This window comes from Chitinophagales bacterium (assembly GCA_020636495.1).
Taxonomy (GTDB): domain Bacteria; phylum Bacteroidota; class Bacteroidia; order Chitinophagales; family Chitinophagaceae; genus UBA5543.
In genome coordinates, this window is the sequence record JACJXQ010000008.1 from 1,356,441 (window position 1) to 1,382,831 (window position 26,391).

General features: G+C 41.8%; 18 protein-coding genes. 11 read left to right on the forward strand and 7 right to left on the reverse strand.

The features are described 5' to 3' along the window. The first annotated feature begins 60 nt into the window (after nucleotides 1-60). Nucleotides 61-792: a 2-phosphosulfolactate phosphatase gene (locus H6550_05860; protein ID MCB9045644.1), complete on the forward strand. Its 732-nt coding sequence runs from the start codon at nucleotides 61-63 to the stop codon at nucleotides 790-792. Here H6550_05860 and H6550_05865 read toward each other — a convergent pair. Beyond that, a complete protein-coding gene (locus H6550_05865) occupies nucleotides 789-1,430 on the reverse strand; it encodes an MBL fold metallo-hydrolase (GenBank protein ID MCB9045645.1) in 642 nt (213 codons plus the stop codon). The two genes, H6550_05860 and H6550_05865, sit on opposite strands and share 4 nt — an antisense overlap. Before the next feature lie 100 nt (nucleotides 1,431-1,530). Here H6550_05865 and H6550_05870 point away from each other — a divergent pair, with 100 nt between their 5' ends. The 4 genes from H6550_05870 to H6550_05885 all read left to right on the forward strand — a co-directional run bounded on the left by H6550_05870 (nucleotide 1,531) and on the right by H6550_05885 (nucleotide 9,030). After that, on the forward strand, nucleotides 1,531-4,878 hold the full coding sequence (locus tag H6550_05870) for a hypothetical protein (protein MCB9045646.1): 3,348 nt from the start codon (nucleotides 1,531-1,533) through the stop codon (nucleotides 4,876-4,878). Nucleotides 4,879-4,962: 84 nt separating this feature from the next. Beyond that, nucleotides 4,963-5,910 (forward strand): MCE family protein, encoded by a 948-nt coding sequence (locus tag H6550_05875; GenBank protein ID MCB9045647.1) that lies wholly within the window; start codon nucleotides 4,963-4,965, stop codon nucleotides 5,908-5,910. A 49-nt stretch (nucleotides 5,911-5,959) separates the two neighbouring features. Beyond that, nucleotides 5,960-7,585: an LPS export ABC transporter periplasmic protein LptC gene (gene lptC, locus H6550_05880; GenBank protein MCB9045648.1), complete on the forward strand. Its 1,626-nt coding sequence runs from the start codon at nucleotides 5,960-5,962 to the stop codon at nucleotides 7,583-7,585. A gap of 179 nt (nucleotides 7,586-7,764) precedes the next feature. Then, on the forward strand, nucleotides 7,765-9,030 hold the full coding sequence (locus tag H6550_05885; protein ID MCB9045649.1) for an aspartate kinase: 1,266 nt from the start codon (nucleotides 7,765-7,767) through the stop codon (nucleotides 9,028-9,030). Nucleotides 9,031-9,057: 27 nt separating this feature from the next. Here the strand turns inward: H6550_05885 and hscA are convergent, their stop codons facing one another. Continuing rightward, on the reverse strand, nucleotides 9,058-10,917 hold the full coding sequence (gene hscA / locus H6550_05890) for a Fe-S protein assembly chaperone HscA (GenBank protein ID MCB9045650.1): 1,860 nt from the start codon (nucleotides 10,915-10,917) through the stop codon (nucleotides 9,058-9,060). Nucleotides 10,918-11,062: 145 nt separating this feature from the next. Here hscA and H6550_05895 point away from each other — a divergent pair, with 145 nt between their 5' ends. The 3 genes from H6550_05895 (at nucleotide 11,063) to smc (ending at nucleotide 16,705) form a co-directional block, all read left to right on the forward strand. Beyond that, nucleotides 11,063-11,575 (forward strand): hypothetical protein, encoded by a 513-nt coding sequence (locus H6550_05895; protein MCB9045651.1) that lies wholly within the window; start codon nucleotides 11,063-11,065, stop codon nucleotides 11,573-11,575. A 64-nt stretch (nucleotides 11,576-11,639) separates the two neighbouring features. Then, the gene (locus H6550_05900) at nucleotides 11,640-13,025 is read left to right on the forward strand and encodes a hypothetical protein (protein MCB9045652.1); all 1,386 of its coding nucleotides are present in this window, start codon (nucleotides 11,640-11,642) and stop codon (nucleotides 13,023-13,025) included. Between the two features lie 146 nt (nucleotides 13,026-13,171). Continuing rightward, a complete protein-coding gene (smc, locus tag H6550_05905; GenBank protein MCB9045653.1) occupies nucleotides 13,172-16,705 on the forward strand; it encodes a chromosome segregation protein SMC in 3,534 nt (1,177 codons plus the stop codon). A 59-nt stretch (nucleotides 16,706-16,764) separates the two neighbouring features. Here the strand turns inward: smc and H6550_05910 are convergent, their stop codons facing one another. After that, nucleotides 16,765-17,751, reverse strand: a complete 987-nt coding sequence (locus H6550_05910) for a DUF2167 domain-containing protein (GenBank protein MCB9045654.1) — start codon at nucleotides 17,749-17,751, stop codon at nucleotides 16,765-16,767. Between the two features lie 160 nt (nucleotides 17,752-17,911). Between H6550_05910 and H6550_05915 the strand changes: the two genes are divergently transcribed. Together H6550_05915 and H6550_05920 are read left to right on the forward strand one after the other, a co-directional pair. After that, nucleotides 17,912-20,314 (forward strand): TonB-dependent receptor, encoded by a 2,403-nt coding sequence (locus H6550_05915; protein MCB9045655.1) that lies wholly within the window; start codon nucleotides 17,912-17,914, stop codon nucleotides 20,312-20,314. A 23-nt stretch (nucleotides 20,315-20,337) separates the two neighbouring features. Further along, the gene (locus H6550_05920) at nucleotides 20,338-21,192 is read left to right on the forward strand and encodes an alpha/beta hydrolase (GenBank protein MCB9045656.1); all 855 of its coding nucleotides are present in this window, start codon (nucleotides 20,338-20,340) and stop codon (nucleotides 21,190-21,192) included. Nucleotides 21,193-21,196: 4 nt separating this feature from the next. Here H6550_05920 and H6550_05925 read toward each other — a convergent pair whose 3' ends face one another. Beyond that, nucleotides 21,197-22,945, reverse strand: a complete 1,749-nt coding sequence (locus H6550_05925) for a M20/M25/M40 family metallo-hydrolase (GenBank protein MCB9045657.1) — start codon at nucleotides 22,943-22,945, stop codon at nucleotides 21,197-21,199. A gap of 47 nt (nucleotides 22,946-22,992) precedes the next feature. Continuing rightward, a complete protein-coding gene (locus H6550_05930) occupies nucleotides 22,993-23,976 on the reverse strand; it encodes an acyl-CoA desaturase (protein MCB9045658.1) in 984 nt (327 codons plus the stop codon). Between the two features lie 287 nt (nucleotides 23,977-24,263). On the opposite strand from H6550_05930, the gene H6550_05935 reads away from it, so the two are divergent. Next, nucleotides 24,264-24,905 (forward strand): DUF47 family protein, encoded by a 642-nt coding sequence (locus tag H6550_05935; GenBank protein ID MCB9045659.1) that lies wholly within the window; start codon nucleotides 24,264-24,266, stop codon nucleotides 24,903-24,905. A gap of 2 nt (nucleotides 24,906-24,907) precedes the next feature. On the opposite strand, the gene H6550_05940 is transcribed toward H6550_05935, so the two are convergent. Beyond that, nucleotides 24,908-25,675 (reverse strand): TIGR00730 family Rossman fold protein, encoded by a 768-nt coding sequence (locus H6550_05940; protein ID MCB9045660.1) that lies wholly within the window; start codon nucleotides 25,673-25,675, stop codon nucleotides 24,908-24,910. 49 nt (nucleotides 25,676-25,724) lie between these two features. Next, on the reverse strand, nucleotides 25,725-26,369 hold the full coding sequence (locus H6550_05945; protein ID MCB9045661.1) for a hypothetical protein: 645 nt from the start codon (nucleotides 26,367-26,369) through the stop codon (nucleotides 25,725-25,727). Between the last annotated feature and the right edge of the window lie 22 nt (nucleotides 26,370-26,391).

The window sequence follows — 26,391 nt, forward strand, 5'->3', positions numbered from 1 at the left end:
CTTACAGAGGCTTGAATCTCCCCTCATTTAATTAATATTGCAGCCCGTTAATTACATATAATGAATAGAGAATTACCCAGGTTGGAGGTATGTTTGTCTCCTGCGTTATTGCATTTATTTGACACTGAGGGTAGCGTAGTGGTGATCATTGATGTATTCAGGGCTACGTCTACAATAGCTGCAGCGCTGTATAATAATGCAAAATCTGTTTGGCCGGTAGCTACCGTGGAAGAATGTATTGAGATAGGTAACAAAGTGGAAAACAGTATTACTGCAGGAGAGCGCAACGGTAAAGTGGTTGAGGGTTTACAACATGGTAATTCACCTTCGGAATATAGTCGTGAATTTGTTGAAGGTAAAACCTTAGTTCTGACCACAACAAACGGTACACGCCTGCTGCATATGGTAAAAGGTGCTTCTGCTATAATTACCGGTTCATTCCTGAATTTATCAGCTGTTAGCGAGTTCTTGCTTCAACAAAATAAGAATGTATTATTGGCCTGCGCGGCATGGAAAGACAGGTTTAACCTGGAAGACGCGCTTTTTGCAGGGGCAGTGATAGACAAAGTTAAAGATAGCTTTTATATGAACTGCGATAGCGCCAAGGCTGCAGTTACTTTGTATAATAGCCTTAACGGCGTGAAGCCTATTGATTTCCTGAGAGACAGCTCACACTACAGGCGGTTGTCTGCGTACGGGCTTGAGTCTGATATGGAATACTGTGCATCAATAGACCTTCATCCTGTTGTTCCTTATCTTAAAGATAACCAACTTGTTATATATAAGGATTAGGCAACAAGAAAGGGATTGCTTTGTTGTTCAATAGAGACCTTAGTGGCCGGGCCATGTCCTGAGAATATTACGGTTTCTCCAGGCAATGTAAAAAGCTGGGTGCGGATGCTGGTAAGCAATTGATTATGGTTGCCTCCCGGCAAATCGGTACGGCCGATGCTGCCCGAGAATAAAACATCGCCGGCAATAGCCCATTTACCCTCAGGATAATAGAAGGCAACACTACCCGGCGAATGCCCGGGAACGAAGAGTACATGGAGCTTATCATTGCCAACAGCTATCAACTTGTTTTCATCAATAAAGAAATCAGGTTCAGGTGTAGTATTAAAGTCAAATCCAAACAACATAGCCGAGCCTGCGGCCCCTTTTAGTACTGGTAAATCTTTTTCGTGCAGACCGAAAGGAATTTTATAGCGGTCTTTTACTGCTGCAACGCCGAAGATGTGGTCGATATGTGCATGTGTATTGATAATTGCTTGTGGAATGAGTTTGTTTTCTTCAATAAAACTGAAAAAATGACTGATTTCAATGTTATTGTTCATGCCGGGATCTATGATCCAACACTGATTTTTTTCATTGTATATGATATATGTATTCTCCTGGAACGGATTAAAAACAAAAGATTGCGTGTATAACATATAAGAAGTCTATTTTTTCTGTAATTTAGGTAGCAAACTTATACCGAACATTTTATCTGACAAGCAAATTAGCGAATAACTAACTTAATTTCGATCGATTATGTATTTCAGCCGAAGGCTTACCATACCATCATTATTATTAGTAGCAATTATCTCGACCATGTTTTTGAACAGTGTAGATGTATATGCGCAGGCCAATGTTGAAAAATACGGACAGAACAGAATTCAGCACAGAACGTTCAAATGGAAGTATTTTGAGACAAACCACTTTCGTATTTATCACTACGACAGGTCTGGAGTGGAACTGGCAAGATATGTGGCAGAGCAGGTTGAAAATGATATTGCTGTAATTGAAAGTAAGATAGGTGGCCAGTTCCCGGGCAGGTTCAATATAGTGTTATATAACACGTACGACGAGTATCAACAAACCAATATTGGCAGAAAATATGATTCTCAATTGCAGGATGTGCCTGCAGGTACGGTTAATATTGTGGGTGATAAATTAGTTGTGTACTATACAGGTGAGCATAAAGACCTGCGCAGGCAAACCCGCTCAGGCATGGCGCGTATTGTTATGGAGCGGCTTTTGTTTGGCGAGAACCTGAGGGAAGTAGTGAGAAATGCTATATTAATGAACTTGCCTGAATGGACTATTAATGGTTTTATAGCATACATAGTAGATGGTTGGGATACGGAAAGCAATAGCGACTGGAAGAACCTGATCGAGTCCTATCCTGATAAAGGTTTCTACAAATTAGCTGAAGTAAATCCTGAATTAGCAGGTAAAGCTTTTTGGAAATATGTATCAGACAGATATGGTGAAGGTAGTATGAAGAACCTGGTATATACAACACAATTGAAGAGCAGCCTTAACCAGAGTGTAAAGATGACGCTTGGCATGAAAGTAAAGCAGGCATATGACTCTGCAATTGTCTTTTACAAAGATATCTATGCAAAAGATGAATTGAACCAGGCTATTCCGGATAGCTCAACAGCTTTGATTGAAATAGATGTTCCAAAAGACGGTACGATAATAAAAGACATCAGGGTTTCGCCAAAAGGGCAGGATGTGGCTTATGTTGCATGGAAAAACGGAGAATATAAAGTTTATATACAAAAGACTATCAAGACAAAGGTGCGCTCAACAGTAATGGAGGGTGGTAAGCTGGACTTTGGTGCTACTCCTGATCCTAACTATCCGATCATCACATGGTCTAATACAGGATATAAGTTAGCGATACTATACCGAAAAGATAACAGTACACACTTACGTATATACAATGCAATAAAAGCTCAGATAGAAAATTATGAGATACCCGCAAACAGGTTTGACAGGGTATTGAGTATGACATTTATGGAGGATGATGACAGATTGATATTTTCCGCAATAAAAAAGAGTAAAACTGATCTTTATGAATTTACCATTCGTGGTAAAAGAATGAAAAACATAACTGATGATGCATGGGACGACCTGCAACCGTGGTATGTGAGTGGTGGCTCGCGCCGTGGTATCTTATTTATTTCAAACAGGCCTAAACCAAACCTTGACGTGCCGCTTGGAGTGAATGAATTGCCGACGGGCCCGATGAATGTATACTTCTACAATACAACCACCCGTAAAAAGGAGTTGTTGCAGATGACATATGTTACCAAAGGTGAGGTAACACAGCCTATACAATACGGTACTGACAATTATGCTTATCTCTATAATGAGAATGGTATCTACAACCAATATATAATAATGGTTACGCATGATGTGAATAAGAATGATTCTACTTATACGGTTGCGGTAACCAATCATGCAAGAAACATTGTGGCACATCAGTACAGCCCTGTAAGCAACCAGGTGGCAGATGTATTGCAGGTAGGAGACAAGTATAAGATATATTACAAGCCTTTGCAGATACCTAAGAAAGGCGCTAAAGGAGTTGAGTTGACACCGACACTGCTGAAACAATCGGAAACCAGTAAGAAGAGAAGTGTAATAAAAGATGATGCAAGCGCAAAAACAGAGGATGAAGCAGTAAAAGAACCAGTGTTAAAAAGAGGGAATGCTTTTCAGACGCAGTTTGATGATGAAGAACCGGGAGATGATGCTGCAACCAGGAAACCTAAGATGACCCGGAAAGAACAGCGTCTTGCGAAAGAAGATGAGGAAGAAGGAGTGGATAGCACCTACCTGAATATGCGTGCTCAAAGGTACAGGGCCGATTTTAAACCTGACTTTTTATCTGTTAAGCTGGATAACTCGGTATTGTTCAACCGTTATCAGCCTGCGGGTCAGAATGCTAATCAATTTGCCAATCCGAGCCTTGGGGGTATGCTGACTGCGAGTCTTAATGACCTGATGGAAGATTACCGGTTTACCGGAGGTTTGAGATTACCCGTGAATTTTTCCGGTACGACATATTTTCTTCAATTTGAGAATAATAAGAAGAGGGTTGATTGGAGTTTGTTATACCTGAGGCAGAACAAGATAAGAAACTATGTAGTACCTTATATTGATACCGTCAACAATGCAGAGTACGAGAACGAACAATTGGGTAAAAACAGTACAGATCTTGTGCAGGCGACAGTAAGCTATCCGCTGAATAAATTTGAGAGTATCAGGCTGCATATGGGTTTCAGGAGAGATGTATTAAACTATAAAGCACAGGATACATTAAGTTTGTCATATCCGTTCCCTGACAGGCAGAAATTCTGGATAACCAGCAAAGCTGAATATGTATTTGACAATACAATAAACCCGGTAATAAATATATACAGGGGTTTCCGGTTTAAGTTCTTCGCAGAATATATGTACCGTATCAATGGTTCAGGAGGCGGTTTCTACAATTTTGGCACTGATTTCAGACACTATACCAAGATATATAAGAATCTGACCTGGGCAGTACGTTTTGCAGCGGCACATTCAGGAGGTAATCAGAAGATATTATACTTTGTAGGTGGTGTTGACAATTGGGCTTGGCCGAAATATAACAGTGAGACACCTATCAGGCCGGGTGAGCAGTATGCTTTTCAGGCGCTGGCTACGAATATGCGTGGATATGAGCAAAACAGCTGGAATGGTAATTCGTATGGTGTGCTGAATAACGAGTTCCGTTTCCCTGTACTTGCTACTATTTTACAAAGGCCAATACAATCGTCATTACTGCGTAATCTTCAATTGGTAACTTTTGCAGATGTTGGGTCTGCATGGTATGGCCTCTGGCCTAAGGAAAGTACGGTGCGTAATGATAAGGTAATACCCCAGCCGGGTACTATCGGATATAATAATTCGCTTGTGATTGTTTCCATTGACGACTCCAAGAAGGTATTCGGGTTAGGTTATGGTTTCGGCTTACGCACCATGCTGTTCGGGTATTTTGGTAGGGCTGACCTGGCGTGGAATACCGATAATCATCGTAAAAAGCCACTGTTGCACCTGTCTCTGGGCACAGACTTTTAACAGTATCAGTCGGTATTATTGTAAAGTATTTGGCTGTCTTTGGGCGACCTTTAGTACTTTTGCTAACAAACTGATGAAAGCATTATGAAGATATCAAAAGAAGCGAAAACAGGATTATTGGTCACGGTGTCGTTGCTGGTATTTTTCGCCGGGTTCTATTTTCTGAAAGGTGCTAACATCTTTTCCGGCGAAAATGAGTTTTACGCTTACTATGATAATGTACAAGGACTACAGACCTCGGCCGCGGTACAGGTGAAAGGTCTCGGTGTTGGCAGGGTTTCAGGTATAGAATTGATAGATAGTGAGAAAGTTAAAGTGACCTTATCGGTTAGTAAGAGTGTAGATGTGCCTGTCGGAACGACGGCAGAGTTAGGCTCTGCAGATTTGCTGGGTACAAAGATCATCAGGCTTAACTTTGGTATGGGTACGCAAATGCTGGAAGATGGCGCCACATTGCCGGCATCTATGGAGGGTGGTATTATTGATAACCTTTCATTTGAGTTGTCGCCCCTTATTACCGACCTGAGGCATGTTATTACTACATTGGATACTGTATTGGTTGGTGTTAGTGGCGTATTGAATGAAAGCACCGCCAACAGCTTGTCAAACACTGTTACGTCGCTGGATGTTACCATGAAGAACTTTTCAGAATTGTCGGAGAAGCTGAACAATGAAAGTGAACAACTGGCTGCTGTTATCAGGAATGCCAATAGTATCACATCCAATATTGCTGATAACAACCAAGGCATTACGAATATCATTAAGAATGCCGAACAGACTACAAGTAATCTTTCTGCCGCTCCTATACAGGAGACAGTACAGGAACTGCAATCAGCCGCTAAACAATTGGATGGTATCCTGAAAAAAATCAATGATAATGAAGGTACTTTAGGTATGGTTGTAAATGATAAGCAACTATACAATAACCTGACGGAGACCATGAAAACACTGAATGACCTGATGGCGGATATTAATGCTCATCCCTGGCGTTATATTAACGTAACCATATTTGGCAAAAAACAGAAAAAATAACCGGGATAGCTGTTCATTTGTATATCCTGCACTTTGTTATATACCGGGAATGAAACTACGCTTACTTTTATTGTCTACTTTGATAAGTATATCGGTGCAGGTATTTGCGCAGAAGGTTGCTGACACGTCAAAAAAGGTCAATGTAGAAATAGTTACAGCCGGGTATATTGAGCGTGTGCCTACAGATAGTATCGCATTTAATAAACTGGTAAACAATGTACAATTGCAACAAGGGGAAACCATGATGTATTGTGACAGTGCCTACCTGTACAGCGAAACAAATAATGTCGAGGCTTTTGGTAATGTGGTCATTATTCAGCCGGACGGAACTCGTTCTGCCAGTGATTACCTGAAATATATAGGGAACAAAAAACTTGCCTTCTTGGATGGCAATGTAAGCCTTACAGATGGGAAAGATAATCTCTGGGCTACAGAGGTGCAATATGACCTGAATACCAAGATAGGTGTTTACTATAATGGAGGAACATTGCAAAGTGATGCTACCTCACTTACCAGTAATTCGGGTGTTTATAATATTCGCACGAAAGATGCCCGGTTTACTGAAGACGTGCATGTATATGACCCGGAGTATACGATCGTATCGGATGATATGGGATATAACACAGAAACTAAAATAACCACCTTTTTTGCCTCTTCTGTCGTTACAAGCGATTCGTCTGTATTGACCACACATTGTGGTACATATGATAGCAAACTACAGGCTGCTCATTTCCCTTGTCGTTCATCCATACTTACAAAGGAGCAATACATGGAGGCCGACAGCCTTTACTACAATAAAACTAATGGCCAGGCAAAGGCAAGAGGAGATGTTCTCGCTATTGATACAACGCAAAAGTTAACCCTGTATTGCCAGAGGGCCGACATGAATGAAAAGAAAAAAACAACACTTGCTACCATCAGACCTGTGATGAAAAAAATGAATGGAGAAGATAGTTTGTTCATTCGTGCGGATACCTTTTTTATGGCTCCTGTCAATCCAGTAAAGGATAGCATACGTGTTGTAAAAACTATAGGAAAGGGCAAGAATAAAAAAGAAGTAGTTGAAATGATAGCAGATACTACTGTTGCAACAGATACTGCAGAGTTACGCTACTTTATTGGTTATCATCATGTAAAGATATTTTCTGACTCTATGCAGGGCTTGTGCGATAGTATTGCTTATTCACAGGTGGATTCCGTTATGAAGATGATGTATGACCCTGTGTTGTGGTCGCGGAGAAGCCAGATTACAGGTGATACCATATTGCTGTATACGGATAGCAATAAGTTGAAAAGAATGTATGTGCCGGACAAAGCTTTTGTAGTTTCGCAAACGGGTCCTGATAAGGCTGAGTTGTTTGACCAGGTACAGGGTAAAACGCTTACAGGATATTTTGAGAATAATTCGATAACGGAAGTCGTTGTAAAGCCTAATGCAGAGGCAATACAATTTTCCAAAGATGATGATGGAGCGTATATTGGTGTGAGTGAGGTGAGTAGTGCCAGGATGAGAGTTTTGTTTGAAGATCAGGCTATTACATACATATTATTTGAACAGGATGTGAAAGAAAAAATGAACCCGCTTGATAAGGTAAATCTAGCCGGGTTGCGACTGAGCCGTTTTCAATGGCTGGAGAAAAAGAGGCCTAAGACCTTAAAAGAGATATTTGAGTAATATTTGGATATTTTTATAAAATATTTACTTTTGCGACTGCAATGAACAATAAGAAGCTACATAAGGGACAGAAACGACTTGCCTTGGGTAAGCTGTACTAGTGCTATGTAGCATATCAAACATAGAAATTTACAGGCTTACCGGTAGGTAAGCCTGTTTTGTTATAAACTGGAATATACATGCAAGTTTACAAATTTGGTGGGGCATCAATTGCTACTACCGAGCGTATGCAGGCCCTTTGGCCGATTGTACAGGCGGCCGAACAACCTGTGGTTGTGGTAGTGTCTGCACTGGGTAAAACAACCAATGCCCTGGAGCATATTGTAACGGCTGCCTGCAAAGGAGATACAGCTGCCGCACATGAACAGGCTGCAACATTAGAGAAACAGCATATAGAATATGCCAAAGCAGTGCTGCAAGATAAATATCATGATAAGGCACTGGAAGCTATGAATGTGTTCTTTACCGAGTTGCAATGGGCCATAGATGATGCGGCTGCCCATAAGTATGATTATACTTATGATCAGATAGTGTGTATCGGCGAGCTTTTGTCGACAAGAATATTCGCTTTTTACCTGAAGCAACAGGGCATGAATGTGGAATGGGTAGATATACGAGATATATTACGTACCGACGATACATACAGGGATGCTAAAGTAGACAACGAATATTCTGAACAACAGGTGCAGGAGAAGTTGATGCCATTATTAAAATCAGGAAAGAACATCGTTACTCAAGGTTTCATTGGTGCTACATCTGACAATGCTTCTACAACTCTTGGCCGTGAGGGCTCTGACTATACAGCTGCTTTGCTGGCGGCATGGACAAAGTCGTCAGGCGTAACAATATGGAAAGATGTGGAAGGGCTGAAAAATGCCGACCCTAAGAAGTTCCCTAATACAGTGAGGATAGACTCAATAAGTTATGATGAGGTGATCGAGATGGCCTATTATGGTGCGCAGGTTATTCACCCCAAAACTATCAAGCCATTACAGAATAACAACATCCCTTTGTATGTAAAGTGTTTTCTGGATAAGAACCTGAAAGGAACTGTAGTGATGAATGAGGTGAGCAGCCTGTTCTATCCACCGCTTATTGTGCAGAAGGGTAATCAGGTTTTGCTTAAACTGACAGCTAAAGACTTCTCATTTATTACAGAAAGCAAGCTGCGCGACCTGTATGATATTTTTCACCAGATGAATATCCGTGTGAACATGATACAAAACGCTGCTATCAGTTTCATTGCATGTATTGATAATGAACGCGGTAAGCTGGAGCAATTGGTAAAGATGCTCAGCAAAGATTATAATGTATCAGACAACGAAGATGTAAGCCTGCTGACCATCAGGCACTATACTCCTGATATTTTTGCAGACCTGACCAAAGGCAGGCATATATTACTGGAACAGAAAACAAGGCATACAGTACAGGTGGTACTGATGTAAGAATAGTTTAAAAGGAAAGAAGATACTTTATAGTATCTTCTTTCCTTTCATTGCCGCACTTATGGCAACGTCCATTACTCTTTCTGCAAATGGACGTGAAATATCATTGAGTATTTCAGTTTCTTTTTGAACTTTGTCCTTGTCTTTCGATGCGATAGCGTCCTTAAGAACCTGTATTTGGTTCATCGTTTGCGCTGTTTCTTCTTTGGTAAGAAGTTCTCTGTTCTTGTCGAGAAAACGCTCTGTGGTTTCGATCATCTGCTCAGCCTCTGTAGCGGCCTCAACCAATGCACGTGCCTGTATGTCTTCTTTGGCATGTGTTAGGGAGTCCATAAGCATGCTCTCTACTTCCTCGTCTGTCAGTCCGTACTGTGGTTTTACTTCAATGCTTTGGGCTACACCACTACGCAATTCAGTTGCACTTACTTTCAGAATGCCATCTGCGTCTATCAGGAAATTTACTTCAACTTTAGGAAGACCTGCAGGCATAGCAGGAATACCTGTCAGGTTAAATTCTGCCAACTTCCTGTTGTCTTTTACAAGGTCTCGTTCGCCCTGGTAAACGGATATACGCATGCCGCTTTGTCCGTCTTTCTGGGTTGTGTACTGCCTGCCCGCTTTGGTAGGAATTTTCGAGTTTCGGGGTATCAATACGTCCATCAAACCACCCATAGTTTCCAGGCCCAGGCTTAATGGTGTAATATCCAGCAGCAACATATCTGTATTGTTGCCTGCCAGTATATCCGCCTGTACTGCCGCGCCCAGGGCTACTACTTCGTCAGGGTTCAGCTCATCATGCACCTGTCGGCCAAACAATTCACTGATACGTTCTTTTACTAATGGAACTCTTGTTGAACCACCTACCATTACCACTGCATCTATATCTTTTGCTGTAAGTCCGGCGTCTTTCAAAGCATTCCTGCAATTGTCCACTGTCCTGTTGATGAGTGGAGTGATCATCTCATTGAAAGCACTACGTGTGATACTTACTGCTGTCCCGCCTACATTGCCTTCATATTTTTCGTTAGAAGAAAGATGTTTTTTTGCGGCTTCGGCAGTTAGCCTCAGTTCTTGTGCAATATTCTTGTGTGATCTCAGTTCATCATCTGTAATTCCCAGTTCTTTTTGCCAATGCAGAGATAAAGCTCTGTCCATATCATCGCCCCCCAGGTAGGTATCACCATTGGTAGATAGTACCTCAAAAATACCATTCGTTATTTTCAGTATGGATATATCAAAAGTTCCGCCACCAAGATCATATACAGCAATTGTTTTTTCCTGGCCGGCATCTATGCCTAATCCATAAGCAAGGCTTGCTGCAGTGGGTTCGTTTACGATACGTAATACATCCAGCCCTGCAAGTCGCCCGGCATCGCGGGTAGCCTGCCTTTGTGCATCGTTAAAATAGGCTGGTACTGTTATTACTGCCTTATTTACAGGTGTTTTCAGTATGTGTTCGGCCCTATGCTTCAGTTCTTTTAGTATCATCGATGATAGCTCGATAGGAGAGTAGAACTTATCGCCTACCTGTACTTTTACCAGTGAATCGGTATCATCGTCCAGCACTTTATATGTAAAGAAACCAGTGTCGCTGCTGATGTCTTTGTATGATTTACCCATCAGGCGCTTTACCGAGTATATTGTCCTCTGAGGTTCCGTCAGCAATAACTCTTTAGCTTTTGTTCCGACCGTAGCATCTCCAAGATCATTAAAATGAACAATTGAGGGCACTAAGGTCAGCCCGTCAGTTTCTCTGAGTGCCAGCGGCATTTTATCATCTTCACGCACCACTGCAATAAGGCTATTGGTGGTACCAAGGTCTATACCTACAATTATTTCTTCTTTCTGTAAACTACCTGTTGCCAGGTTGATCGCTACTTTACCCATAATCGCCACAAAGGTAAGACAACGCAGGGGGACTAACCAACGTACAATAACCCTATATATACTATTTATGTTAACGTACTTGTAACATTGACGGTATCTGCTACGATATATGAGGTATATCACTATTTTGCGTTAAACTACAGATATGTTATACCGTAAATACAGTATTGCGGGCATGTTGTTGATAACCTTGTTCCTGTCTTGCGATCTTAATAAAAAAGACGATTGTATCCGGCTGGATAATGAGATTGCAGCCATCAATGATTCATTACTCGCTTATGGTAAAGGCTGGGGAGATGAGTTGAAGATCGCTGTAAATACTCTGGACTTCACAGGGTTGAACCCCATTAGAGTGCAAATGCAGAGGTATGTTGACAGAAAAGTGGAGCAGGTCAAGGGTATGAAAAATGTAGGTGGTTCGGAAAAGTTGATGGAAACGGAGCTGGAGTTTCTGCAAGCCGAAAAGGAAATTGTGATGTATAAATTGTCAGTTTTTGAGCAGTTTGATACTACAGTAGCTATGGATGACCTGAGCGATGCCTATGCTGATATGCAACTTAGTGCAATAAAAGAACGCGACTTGCTTGAAAAGCTACATAGACTCAGGGAAGAATATGAAGAGAAGAATGACATACCTAAATTCATCGAAAAGTATTGATGTTGCATACATATTCCGTATTATTTATATTTGACAAAGGAACACAACGCTTCTAAACACTAATATGCAAAAACCTTCCTGGTTGACATACAAAGGAGTTTCTACACTCCCGTTACTGCTTATCATACCCTTATTGATACTGGGGTTCTCTAATCATTGGTCGTATGATGAGTCTACCACTTATACAAATATCATACATGCATCTCCACGGCAAATATTTCAATATGAGCAATACAACCTGGCCAACAACCATGTATTGAATTCACTATATTACAAGTGGCTGGAAAATATGGGTGTAAAGACCATGTTCTTGTTCAGGTTACCCAGTTTCCTGATGTTCTTCGTGTATTTCTGGGCTGTAAGCAGGTTGTTGAAGGATAAGGAGGGGTATCAGCTCAGGCATATAGATCAGGTAATGTTGTATATGTGGCCATACTACATATATTTTGCCCAGGCGCGCGGATATGCTCTTGCCATGATATGTCTTCTTGCTATGATCATTCACCTGAGGCATTATATGGCAGACGGCAAGCCCAGGCAATTGCTATATATAATATTGTTAGGATGCTTGGGTTCCATATCCATATTCAGCTTTCTGTTCCCTGTTGTAGCAATTTTCATTATTGCCGGTATCAGTCGCTTTTCCGAAACAATAAAAAGCCCTGTTCGTATTTTGATATTTGCTATCAGTATTCCTGTATTCCTGTACATATTCGACAAGGGGCAGATAGTAAGTAAGTACGACCCTGCTATTATCGGGCGCGATTCTCTTTTCAGGGGAGGTACATTATCCAGCCTTATATCGTTTCTTTCGTTGAATGAATTCGCTCCAGTTAATGTATTCCTGACGCTGAAGTGGATCATAGTAGCAGCATTAGTGCCTGCTGCCGTTGTTTTTATACGCAAGGGTAAAATCTATGTTGAATTGACAATAGTACTGATAACCCTATTGTTGCTGGTAGCAGCACACTATGCTTTCGGTGCTATGTATCCGATATATCGTGGCGTTGCATATATCATCATGCTGGTGCTGTTAAGTTTTGCCTACACCAATTTTAAGAAGAACATCTTCAATACTATTTTCTTCCTGTCAATCATATTAGCAGGCTTTGTGTACATGGGGTATCTGTTCTATTTCGAAAGCCGGAATAATATGGATGATGTTCTGGCATATGTGGCAGAAAAGCCAGGCACTCTGTTGGTCGAGGATGTTCATCCCGCCGCACTTGCTGTGAACCATATGCGCCATAATGATACATTAGATATCATCAACAACTGTATTACAGAAGACCTACCTTGCTTTGATAATGCATTAGATACAGCTAAATATGTAGTTTGCTTGCCAGGTAGGTTAAAGCAGGCTGGCAGGGAGCAGGATTTTGAGTACCTGTACCCCGTTGCTACCTTCTTTTACAACAATAAGTTATTCTACAAGCGTAAGGGCTGGTAATACTTATATATTTGTTTTATTTTTCTGTATTAGGTGAACTGTTTATATTCCCCAAGTTACCCACATTTGCGCGTCAGTACTGTATTTCATCCCCTTTAAACCCCTGAAATGTATATTTTTGTCTTCCGCCATAAAAAATTTGTGCTTTGAAGTTAAAGTCGTTAGATATTAAAGGTTTCAAGTCGTTCGCTGACAAAACACACATTATGTTGGACCACCCCATAACTGGTGTAGTAGGTCCCAATGGATGTGGTAAGTCGAATATTGTAGATGCGATTAGATGGGTAATAGGCGAGCACAAGATCAAATCACTGAGGTCTGATAACCTGGAAGACCTGATATTCAATGGATCGCGTACACGAAATGCTGCAGGTATGGCCGAGGTGTCTCTTACTTTTGAGAACAATCGTAACCTGTTGCCTACTGAATTCACTACGGTTACTATTACCCGTAAGTTTTACAAAAATGGAGAAAGTGAATACAGGCTGAATGATGTAACCTGCCGCCTGAAAGATATACATAACCTCTTTCTAGATACTGGTGTGAGCAATGACTCATATGCTATCATTGAGTTGGGTATGGTAGATGATATCATCAAGGATAAAGATGGTTCACGTCGTCGTATGCTGGAACAGGCTGCCGGTATCTCTATTTACAAAACACGTAAGAAACAAGCGAAGCAAAAACTGGACCTGACAGAACAGGACCTGTCGCGTATTGAGGATCTGCTGTTTGAGATAGGAAACAACCTGCGTACACTGGAAAGCCAGGCCAAGAAGGCTGAGCGCTTTTTTAAGATAAAGACCGAATACAAGGAGGTAAGTATTGAGCTTGCAAAAGCATCGCTGGAACATTTTAACGACCAGTATCGCGAGTTGAATGAGCAACATACTACAGAGAGCGACAGGCGAAATGAACTAGAGAGGATCGTGTCGCAGGAGGAATCTACGGTGCAGCAGGAGAAAACAAAACTGGTAGCTCGAGAACAGGAGTTGAATGGCTTGCAGAAACAATTCAACGAGTTGGTGAACAAAGTTCGGCAGTTGGAAAGTGATAAACGCCTGGCATCCCAACGTATAGACCACCTGAAAGACAGGGTGAAGAACCTGGATGAGTTTCTGTCCGGTGCAGATGCACAGATAAAGAACCTGGAAGAATCTATCAGCTTTGCAGAGCAACAGATAGGTGAGGAGAACGAGGTACTGCAAAAGATACGAGAAGAACTGGAAGGACTGAGGAATGTAGCTGATGAAAAGCGTACGGCTTTTGACAATAAGAAAGTGCAACTGGATAGTCTGAGGGGTAAGTATCAGCAAAAGCAGCGCGAGCAGTTTGATGCGGAAAAGAAAGTTGCTATAGCAGATACATCGGTACAGAACCTGCAGCGCAGTATACACCAGGTGCAGGAAGAGAAACAACACCGCATAGACCAGGTCGCACAACTCAATACACAGAAACAGGAAACAGAATCGAAACTGGGAGTCACCAAAGCTGAGTTGGAACAATTAGTGAACAGGCAGGAAGAGGTGAAAGGCAAGATATTGCAAAGCCAGGAGCAGATAGAGAACCTGCGTTCTGAATTAGTAGACGAGAACCGTAAACTGGACTCAAGGCGCAATGAGCACGACCTGTTGAAATCATTGGTAGAAAGCCTGGAAGGATATCCTGATAGTATTAAGTTCTTAAGCAAGCACGAAGAGTGGGGTAAGAATGCTCCGCTGTTGTCTGACGTGTTTGTGGTGCAGAATGAATATCGTACAGCACTGGAGAACTTACTGGACAGCTACCTGAACTACTATATAGTTGACAATGTAGAAGATGCGGCGAAAGCCGTACACCTGCTTGAGCAAAATAAGAAAGGCAAGGCCAACTTCTTTATGCTGAGCCAGTTTCAGCAATATCAGCAGGCAGCGCATAGCGCACCGGAAGGGCTTGTACCTGCATTAAGCGTTGTAACTGTTGATGAACAATACAAGTCATTGGCACAGCATCTGTTGGGCCATGTGTACATAGCGGATACTGAGCATGATGTCACTACTGCACCGGTACTCAATGGTAATATCATTGTAGAGAAGTCCGGTAAAATGGTGCGTGGTAAGTACACGCTTGGTGGTGGTTCTATCGGACTGTTTGAAGGGAACAAAATAGGCCGTGCCAAAAACCTGGAACGCCTTGCCAAAGAGATAGCAGAATTGACAGAAAGCACAGCTAACTTAAAGCAACAGATAACAGATACACAGACGCTCGTGACTGGGTTCAACCAGGAGCTGAATGATAAAGCTATTGAGCAGACCCGCAACGAGATAAACAACCTGCAGAACCTGCTGGTAAATCTCGGTGATAAAATAAGCAACTACGAACACCTGAACGAACGTGCTGACGTGCGTGTAAGTGAGTTGGAAGAACAACTGGCTGATACACATGATAGTATTTCAGGAGCAAGGGAAGCGCTGGAGCAGATAGGTGAGGAATTGCAATCAATTACAGCTGAAATAGAGCAAGCGGATGAAGCCTTTAAAGCTGCGGAACTGGCTTTCAACCATGCAACGGAACAGTACAACCAGTTGAACCTACAGTTTACCCGCCAGCAAAGCAAACTGGACGGACTGAAACAGGAACTGAACTTCCGTAGCAATCAATACAAAGATCTGCAGGTACAGATAACTACTAATACTGCACAACTAAAAGATGCAACGGAGCAACTGGCAGAAACGGAATCTCAACTGAATAATGGCGATACGGAACTGTATGACCTGATGAAGAAGAAAGAGACTGATGAGGCAGCCCTTAACGAAAAGGACAGGCTGTATTACGAGTTGCGTAACGAGATATCAGAGAAAGAGGGGTTACTGAATCAGAAACGTCGTGAGAAAGAACAGGCAGAAACATTGCTGAACAGCATCAAAGACAAGCTGAACGAAATGAAACTGCAACTGGCCGGTATGAAGGAGCGTTTGAGCGTAGAGTTCAAAGTGAACCTTGATGAAGTATTAGATCAGGATCGTACAGGAGAGCTGACAGTGGACGAATTGAACGCTGAAGCAGAGCGTATGAAGAAACGCCTGGAGAATATGGGTGAGATCAACCCTACAGCTATTGAGGCGTATACTGAAATGAAAGTTAGGTACGACTTTATACAGGAGCAGAAGAGTGATCTTGTAGAGGCTAAAGAATCATTGCTGGCTACTATTGAAGAAGTGGAGCTGACGGCAAATACAAAATTCAAAGAGACATTTGACAGTGTACGTACCAATTTTATAGAGGTATTTAAAACACTGTTTACAGAAGAAGATCAGTGCGATTTGCGCCTGACAGATCCTGATAACCTTGCCGATAGTAACATCGAGATATACGCGCAACCAAAAGGTAAAAGACCAAGTACACTTACCCAATTATCAGGTGGTGAGAAGACACTTACATCTACAGCCTTCCTGTTTGCGATATACCTCATCAAGCCGGCACCGTTCTGTATACTGGATGAGGTAGACGCGCCGCTGGATGATGCCAACGTAGGTAAGTTCACCCAGATGATACGCAAGTTCAGTAATAACTCGCAGTTTATCCTGGTAACGCACAACAAGCAAACCATGGCATCTGTTGATGTGATATATGGTGTAACGATGCAGGAGCCCGGTGTAAGTAAACTGGTGCCTGTTGATTTCAGGAGCCTTGCCAACTAAGGGATATTTAACATGGTAAACATATAAGCGGGCTAAAAGCCCGCTTTTTTGTAACTATTTTACGATTGTTTGTCTGTATCGTTATCTGTGCTGCTTTCGTCTGCCGGAGCGGGTATTGTGAGTGGGTCAATATAATTATTGTCTGCCATATAGGCTTCTTCCTCTTTTTTACGTTTGAAGAATTTCCTTATACCGGCAAAAGCAACTGCTATTCCAGCTGCAATGATCTTCCAGAATTTTAGTATCAGAACAAAGAACCCTGCTTTTGCCAACACTTTACCGGCAACTAATCCGCCTATCGTATATGCAGCCACTTTATCAATACTGTGATCAAAATCTTTATATTGTTTACCGGGAATGAACTTAGGCATGTCCAGCACAGCATTGATGTTTTCTTTCACCATACCCAACTGACTCATATCTGCTACAGCGTTAAGAGAGAGAATACCTTCACGACCAAGTATGCGAATGTCATAGTTCAGCGTATTGTAGTCTGCATCACCAAAGTGGAACTCCTTGGCCCAGTGCAATACTTTCTTCTCTTTGTCATAATATGGTTTTTGCGCCCAACCTACAAAGTGTATCGGCTCAAAACCCATTTTCTCCCGTTCTTTATTCAGTTCCGGTTCTCCATCCTGAGACTCTTTCAACATCTCATCGTAATCAATATCATCAGCATCTTCGTCTTTTACATATCCTATTGCTTCGTAAGTGATAATAAATGCATAGCTATTTGCAGCAATTGCATCCCCATCGGCTGGAAACAACATACCTATGATATTTTCATCTTCAGGGTTGCCCCATATGTCTGTTACTACCTGCTTGCTTTGTTCTTCCCCCAGGAATTTAAAATTTTCAGGTACGTGCATTGTAGCTACATCCCTCAATATCACGTCTCTGGTGGTGTACTTCATAGACTTGTTGATAGAGTCAATGAGTCTGATTTGTTCCAATTGTTCTTCTGTGAATGTTTCTTCGGTGTCCTGTGCGTAAATATTTGCAGAAAAGGCCAACACACAAATAACTAACAATAGCTTATTGTACATAAGGGTATAAGTTTTTAATAAGTGAATGTACAAATATGTAAATTTTTCTATTAAAAGTTAAAGTTGTTTTAAACAAATTGTCCGACCAACGTATTCATTTCATATTACACTATGTTTATATGACAAATATGCAACGCATAATCCGTATAAAAAGATATTTATGAGAAAACCATATACGCTATTGTCTGTTTTTTTGTTGGTGACTTTTTCTGCGAATGCACAACTTTATACTGTATCAGGCAAAGTTACTGATGAGCAAAAAGCGGTAATGCCTTTCGTTAATGTATCATTGTTAAAAGCTGCAGACAGTAGTTGGTTACAGACGGTACAAACCGATGAAAATGGCAAATACTTGCTGAAAGATATTGCTGCCGGCAGGTATATTGTTGATGTACAATTACTGGGGTACACACCCGTAAAACAATTACAGGAAGTAACTGATAATCTCACTATCCCTGATATTATACTAAAGCAGGCTGATAACAAGCTGAATGCCGTTGTGATAACCGGTCATAAAGATCTTATACAAACCGAATTGGGCAAGACTGTGGTCAATGTGCGTGAGAGTATGAAACAGGGGGCCAACCTGCTGGAACTGTTGGGCAATATGCCGGGAGTAACGGTTGGTGCTGATGGTACCATCAGTATGAATGGTAAGCAAGGTTTAGTTGTATTGATAGATGATAAGCCCACTTACATGAGTGGTAAAGAGCTGGCTGAGTACCTGAAAAGTGTGAATGCTTCTGAAGTAGCTAAAGTGGAATTAATAACACAACCTTCAGCTAAATATGATGCAGCTGGTGATAATGGTATCATCAGCATGAAAATGAACAAGAAGAAAAAAGATGGCTGGAGTGGGGTAGCAACGGGTAATTACCAGCAGGGAAAATATCTGTTTGTAAATGCAGGCAGCAACATTGCTTATCGTAATAACAAAATGACCTATAGTCTTAATCCTGGCTATTACTATGGTGTTGGTTATCTTATATCTGATGAAACCCGGATTGCAAAGAATGAGGATGGTAGCCCTGCGGTCGTAACAACAGAGCATGCTTTTCGCAAAGAGCAATTCCCTGATTATTCACTGCAGACAGGTGTAGATTATGATGTGACAGATAAAACTACGTTGTCTATGACTGCAAAAGGTATATATCATACCAATAACGAAATAGACAAGACCAACTCTGTGGTGCATGATAATACTGCCGGCTCAAAAGTGTATAATAATAGTAGAAATGAGAATGGCCATATAAGAAGCCACGGTGTACTTACCTTCTTTGGTAAGCATGAGATAGATAGTACAAGCGACATACAGGTAAACGCCGGCTATTTTATCAATCAGCGCAAAATATACCAAAGAATCAACAGTACTAACTATGACGAGCAGGGTGTAGAACTGCCAGACCCGCTGATATTGAACAACAGTATACCTGATAAGAACAGGCTTTTGACTGCTAAAGTAGACTATACCACACAACCCGCCAAAGACATGAAGCTGGAATGCGGAGCAAAAACCAGCTACGCTTATATAAACGAGGCTAATATTTTTGATATTTATGTAGATGACAACTGGATAAAAGACACGCTCAGGAGTAATACATTCCTATACAAGGAAAATATAACTGCGGCTTATGTCAGCAGTTCATTGAACAAAGACAAGTGGCAGGCGCAGGCAGGTATAAGGGTAGAGCATACACACGCAACCGGCAACCAGGTAACACAGGATATACAGTTTACCAAAAATTATACAAACGTTTTCCCTACAGCATATGTAACATACAAGGCAGATAGTAATAACACTTTCGAGCTGAACTATGGAAGAAGGCTGCAACGGCCATATTACAGGGAACTGAACCCATTTAGCTGGGTGACATCGCAGTATAATGTGAAAGAAGGTAACCCGTTGTTAAACCCACAATTCACACACAACATTGAGTTGAAACATAATTATAAAGGCAGTCTCATAACTACCGCTTCATGCTCACAAGTGAATGGTGTGTTTACAGACAGGTTGCGCTACAATAAGGCAACAAATGTAGCTTATAGCTCAACAGGTAATAATGGCAGAAAGTTTAGCGGAGCGTTGTCAGCCTTTTATAACGACCAGTTATTTGATTGGTTGAATCTCAGTGTCGGAGGTAATGTTTTCTATGCTGAATTTGAAGCAGATTATAATGGTGAACATTACTTTGCCCGTGCCAATGGTGTATATATGAGTTTAGATACACAGTTTACATTTAAGAAGGGGTGGAATGCTCATTTTCATACCCGCTATGCAGGTCCATACCGAACCAGCGTAGTACAGCGTGTCAGTGGATCCGGATGGGTAAATTCTACAGTAACTAAGAACCTTTTTGAAGACACAGTTACGGTGAAGGCAAGTGTTCAGGATCCTTTTCACTGGTACCGGTATAATGGGGAAATAGATCAGGCCGGCTTGAGCCAGGCATCAACAACAGAGTATAATACGCAGACCGTCGCGCTTGGGTTTACGTATAATTTTGGCAAGAGGGATGAATTGCGCAGGCAGGAGCGTATATTAGAGGATGGTAAGCGTATGTAAATACGGCCGGTAAAACTACTCTGATGCGGAATTTATTATCATTATTGATGTGCATGGCAGCTTTGCAGATGTATGCACAACCCATTGTTGAAACTAAATGTACGCAACCCTTTGTGCTGGGCTATACAGAAGAATTGTATTCAAGCGAACTGGGTGAAGATCGCAAACTGAATGTGTACTTACCTCAAGGATATGACAGTAGTAAAAGATATCCTGTCATCTACTTGCTGGATGGTTCGGCTGACGAAGATTTTATTCACATTGTAGGTATAGTGCAGTTCAATAACTTTTCATGGATAGACCGTGTACCCGGATCGATCGTAGTAGGTATTGCCAATAAAGACAGGAAGCGTGATTTTACTTATCCGTCACGCAGGGCAAAAGATAGAGAGATGCTGCCAACAAGCGGAGGCTCAGCAAAGTTTATCAGGTATATCGAAAAAGAAGTACAGCCATTCATAAAAGAAAAATATGCAGCTAATGATGAAGCTACTTTAATAGGCCAGTCATTGGGAGGTTTGCTGGCAACGGAAATATTATTTACCAGGCCAATGATGTTTGACAAATACGTCATTATCAGCCCCAGCCTCTGGTGGGATGATGGTGGTTTGCTGAACAGGAACCCTGCCATATTGAAAGAAGACTACAAGTTGCCAACTGCAGTATATATAGGTGTGGGTAAAGAAGGTTCAGTTGACGGCAGCAAAGAACATATTATGGAACGTGATGCACAAAAACTGGCGGAAAAAGTGAGCAGCACTAGATCAAAAAAGATAAAAATATATTTTGATTACCTGCCAGATGAGAACCATGCTACTGTTGGGCACCAGGCAGTATTCAACGCTTTCAGGCTACTTTATCCGGCAAAGAAGAAGTAGGTGTTTAGTTTGCGAATACCATTCTACGGCTTTGGATTTTTTCTCCGTTTATTACCAACGTATACACGTAGTTGCCCACCACATGATAGCCATGCTCATAGGTCACTTCATTTACCCCTTTGTTAAGCGTGATCTTCATGCGTTTTATTTCTTTGCCTGCTATGTCAGTAACACTTATGTAGGCATTGACATCCATAATGCTTTCATTTGCCAGTACTGATATGGTTGTTTCGCCATCAAAAGGATTAGGGTGGTTCTGTAATAACTCAACCGGTAGTTGTTTGTTCTTTGTCAGATCTGTTATATTCAGCATGGCTACTTTTTCTTCGGAAAAGAGGCTTTCTACACCTTCGGCATCAACGGAAGCTACACTCACGAATTGTGTTTTCAATCCGCCGTGAAGCGGTATATATATATGGTCGCTATTCAGGATTGTCGCAACTGTATCCCAGTCATTTGTACTGGTGCGTATACCTACACGGTAGTGCTGGTATTGCTTCTCCGTATTGATAAATACTGAAATGGCCTCGTCTCCCGGTGTTACAACAACGTCAAATTCAGGTGTTTTAGGACCTGATGCAGCCATGGCAGCGGCGTTGCCGTTTATCACGCTCATACGCGCCAGGTAGTTGAAATCAATAAAGAAACTGTCGATTTTATTGTCATTGTCTGTATCTACACCAAACAGGTCTCTTGTGCTATGTTGCCTGTCAGAGTAGTTGGGATTAGATACGTCTGCATCGCCATGCTCATTTGCTGCGCAAAATCGTATTGCCGTGTATTGTTCGTCATAGAAAGGAATATGATCACCGCCACGGCCGTTACGGTCCAGCGGACTCATGATATTGATGGTCATAGGCACTTTTGCTATTGGTAATAACTGCTCTTTATATTCCAGCTTAACAAAACGAGCCAACTGTTTATGTGGAGAGTTGAATGTACCGCCGGAGAACAACCTCAGGTTGGTACTATCTATAGTACCTGCCCCCATACACCCGGGTGACGAAGCCGTTTGCCCGCAAATGATACCACCTACCACATCATTATTCAATACTGCTCTTACCTTTATTCCTTTGTCTTTGCAGTATTTGGCAAATGCTCGCGCACCATTCAGGCCTTGTTCTTCGCTGGTGGTCAATATGAAAACAAGTGTATGGTTGTAGGTGTATTTACTCATCACGCGTGCCAGTTCCAGTACCAGCGCTGTTCCACTGGCATTATCTTCCATGCCTTCAGCAACACAGCTTGTATCGCACAGACCTTCACAACGACTGTCCAGATGTGCTTCTAGTATTACTACTGATTTGTCAGTAATATCCGCCCCGGGTATTACAGCAAATACATTACGGTGTTGATCGATACTACAAATTGACTGGTCGAACTGCAGGTAGGAGGGGATGAGACGGTTCTCATTCTCTGAGCTGAATTGCTCCAATTTGCTGTATACCCACCTGCGGGCAGCACCGATACCTCTGGTTGCCGAAACGGTATCTGATCCTGTGTTTCTGTTCCCGAAGGTTTGCAATACATCAAGATAAGAGTATAAAGAGTCCGGAGATACTCTGTTGGTGATTCCCTGGCTGATATCCGCCGGCTTATTAATAACTACAGAAGCCTGGAAACTTGCGGGGTTATAATTACCCAGCATTATTTGCTCAGCCAATGTATTTGTAGATAATATGTTGGTCTGTGCAAACAAACACGTTGTTGTACCGGCAATAGCCAGTGCAGCGGAGAGTATAACTTTTTTCATAGCATCACATTCAGATACCTATGAAAGTTATTAAAAAATAAGAATAATTAAGCTGCTTTAGGCGGATTTCCCAGTTGTTTCAGCATCATAGCATGTTGCTTCAGCGCTTTCCTGAAGGTAGGTTGCACATTATACGGTACATTATATTCTGCTGCAACCTTCGATACTATCTCCGACAATTTCGGATAATGTACATGGCATATCTGGGGGAACAGGTGATGTTCTATCTGAAAATTAAGACCACCAATATACCAGGAGAGCAGTTTGTTGTTAGGCGCAAAATTGGCAGTGTTCAGTAACTGGTGTACTGCCCAACTGCTTTCCATTTTATTGCCATTCACAGGGTTGGGATATTCCGATGTTTCCATAACATGTGCCAACTGGAATATGCATGCCAGCAACAAACCTCCTACCAGGTGCATTACTATAAAGCCCAGTAATACATGATACCATGCCACACCTGCAAAGAACATAGGCAGCATAAGAATATATCCGAAATAAATAAGTTTGTAAAAGCTCAGCTCAGCCAGTGCACGTGCCAGGCTGATCTTTTCTTTTTTTATCATTCCGTTCTTGCCATATTTCAGCAGGCATTTGTAATCTTTTGCTGTTACCCAGTATATATTCATGATACCATACAGCAGCCATGCATACAGGTGCTGATACCTGTGCATACCAATATGTTTGGCATTGGGCGACATGCGCAGCAATATTCCTGCGTCTATATCCTCGTCCAGTCCGTCAACATTGGTATAAGTGTGGTGCAATACGTTGTGTTGTATACGCCAGTTGCGGTCGTAACCTCCTAATAAGTTGAGCAGGCCACCCAGCAGGGTGTTTACAGTTTTATTGTTGGAGTACGCACCATGGTTAGAGTCGTGCATTACAGAAGTGCCGATGCCCGCAATTCCGGCACCCATGAGTATCCATAAACCATAAAACAAAAACAGGTTGACAGATGCCAGCCCTGTTACGATCAGTGCATAAGGTAAGAAATACATACTGATCATGGCAATCGTTTTGATCACCATCTTCGAATTATATAATTTGGAGATGTTATTCGTGCTAAAGTATTCTTCAACTCTTGCCTTTACCGCGTCGTGAAAGTTATCAGCTCCCTTAGGGGCAAACTTTACTATACTTAATTTATTCTCACTCATATTGTTACAACCGTATTGGTTATATAAGGTGCAAAGGTAATGAAAACATCTAATTTATCTATGATGTAAATCATCAGTATTATCTTAAAGTTAAGTTATCGTGCCGGTATCGGACAGGCGGAATAATGAGGGTAAATTTGGATATAAAGTGATTGATTATGAGCGCCATTACGAAGTTGTTTACGCCCGGTGGTAAGAAGTTTTATGACCTTTTTGAGCAAGTGGCAGATAACCTGGACGAAATGGCGTCAGCTTTTGTTCAGTTTATTGCCACCAAAGACCGTAACCAGCGTAAGGTAGTATTGAACAAAATTGAGCGATTGGAGAATAAGAACGATGATGCCACACACAGGTTATTTGTAGAGTTAGGTAGAAACTTCATCACGCCTTTTGACCGGGAAGATATTCACTTTATTGCAACCTCGCTGGATGATGTAGCCGATAATATCTGGGCGACAGCCAAGCAGATGTATTATTTTGACATTGACCAGGCTAATATTGCCACCAATGAAGTGGCCAACCTTCTTGAGATATTTGTCGAAAAATTATCAGAAACAGTAAGAAAACTGAGTGCCCGGGGAGATATACAGGCATTGATAGCAATAATGAGAAGCATGCGAAAAGTAACCGGTGAAATTGACACCATAATTAGTAAGTCTTTATTCGAACTTTTTGAAAAGAAAGAAACCCCTGTAGAGGTGATCAAGCTCTCTGACCATTATGGAATGCTGCAAAACCTGAATAACAGATGTGGAGAAGTGATAAATACACTGGAAAGTATGGTTATAAAGTATAACTAACACTATTTTCTTTTTTCTCCCAATGCTGGTATCGGGCGAAACACTTTTCTTTTCTTCAGGCCGAAGCCTTCTACAGCGTATTTTTGTATGTGATTAATTGCTTCTTCTACAGAGTCGGTAAACAGGAATAGCTCTACATCCTCAGGACTGATGGTTCCCTGCTCCACCATGTGCATGATATGGTCATACAGATATTTGTGGTATTCTTTACACATTATAACAACGGGGAAGCGCTCTATCTTGTCGGTCTGTATCAAAGTAAGCGACTCGAAGAATTCATCTAAAGTGCCAAATCCGCCCGGCAGCACAATGAAAGCATATGAGTATTTGGTGAGTATTACTTTACGCACGAAGAACAGGTCCATCGAAACCCATATATCCAGGTAGGGGTTGGGCATTTGTTCGTGTGGCAAAATAATGTTGCAGCCTATTGATCGCCCATTGGCTGCTTTTGCTCCACGGTTAGCAGCTTCCATAATACCAGGGCCGCCACCCGTCATTACATTGAATCCAAGCGGTACGATCGCTTTACCCACATCCATAGCCAGTTGGTAAAATGGATGGTCTTCCTTAAACCTGGCGGAGCCAAAGACGGTAACAGAGGGGCCGATAAAGTGCAATTTCCTGAACCCGCGGATAAATTCACGCATCACTTTGATAATGAATGTGAATTCTGCCCAACGCGATCGCGGGCCTTCAAGGAAATAACTTTCTTCTTTTGATATCCTGGGGTCTGGTCCCTTGCCTTTGTTTTGCTGCCCGTCTGTCATATATATCCGTGCTGGTAAGTAACAAATATACTAATTCGTATCTTCTGGTTTACCACTGCACGGTCAGGTAATCCGCATATCCGGTTGTTCCATCCAGAACGATATAGCCAATTTTTGAACCGCCTATATACTGGGAGGGCACTTCAAAAACCTTGGTTCCGTTGATATATCCTGTCCAGTAATTGCCCACCTGCTCAAATTCTACATCATTCCATGCATTGGTGTATATGGCATTGCTGGCCTGCCAGTCGAGTATGGTTTGTACACCATCCTGGGCTGTACCTTCTTTATACAGGGCAAAATACCCGGCATTGTCTATAAAGAAAGAATAGCCGTAGTTGTTGTCTGATACGCCAAATACAAGCCCCATCGCATAGTCAGATTTCATGCGTGTCTGTACCAGGAAGTTACGGTGTAATTTGGCGCCGGTATTAATGGCTACAGTATTGGTTCCTTCGTTAATTGGTAGATAAGTATATTTCAGCCAACTGTTATTAATGCTCACATAAGCAGCATTGTTGGGGTCACTGAAAGCCCAGTTGTTCTGGTTGTTATCAAAATTATCGTCAAATACATTGTTGTATTGTGGCCCTTGTGGTTGATTGGGATCCACTGTGTAATATTCGTTTTTTACGCATGAGGTCATTAGGAGTGTGCCTGCAGCCAATACGGTCGTTAATATCCTGGACATCATAGTCTTTAGATTTGGTTACATC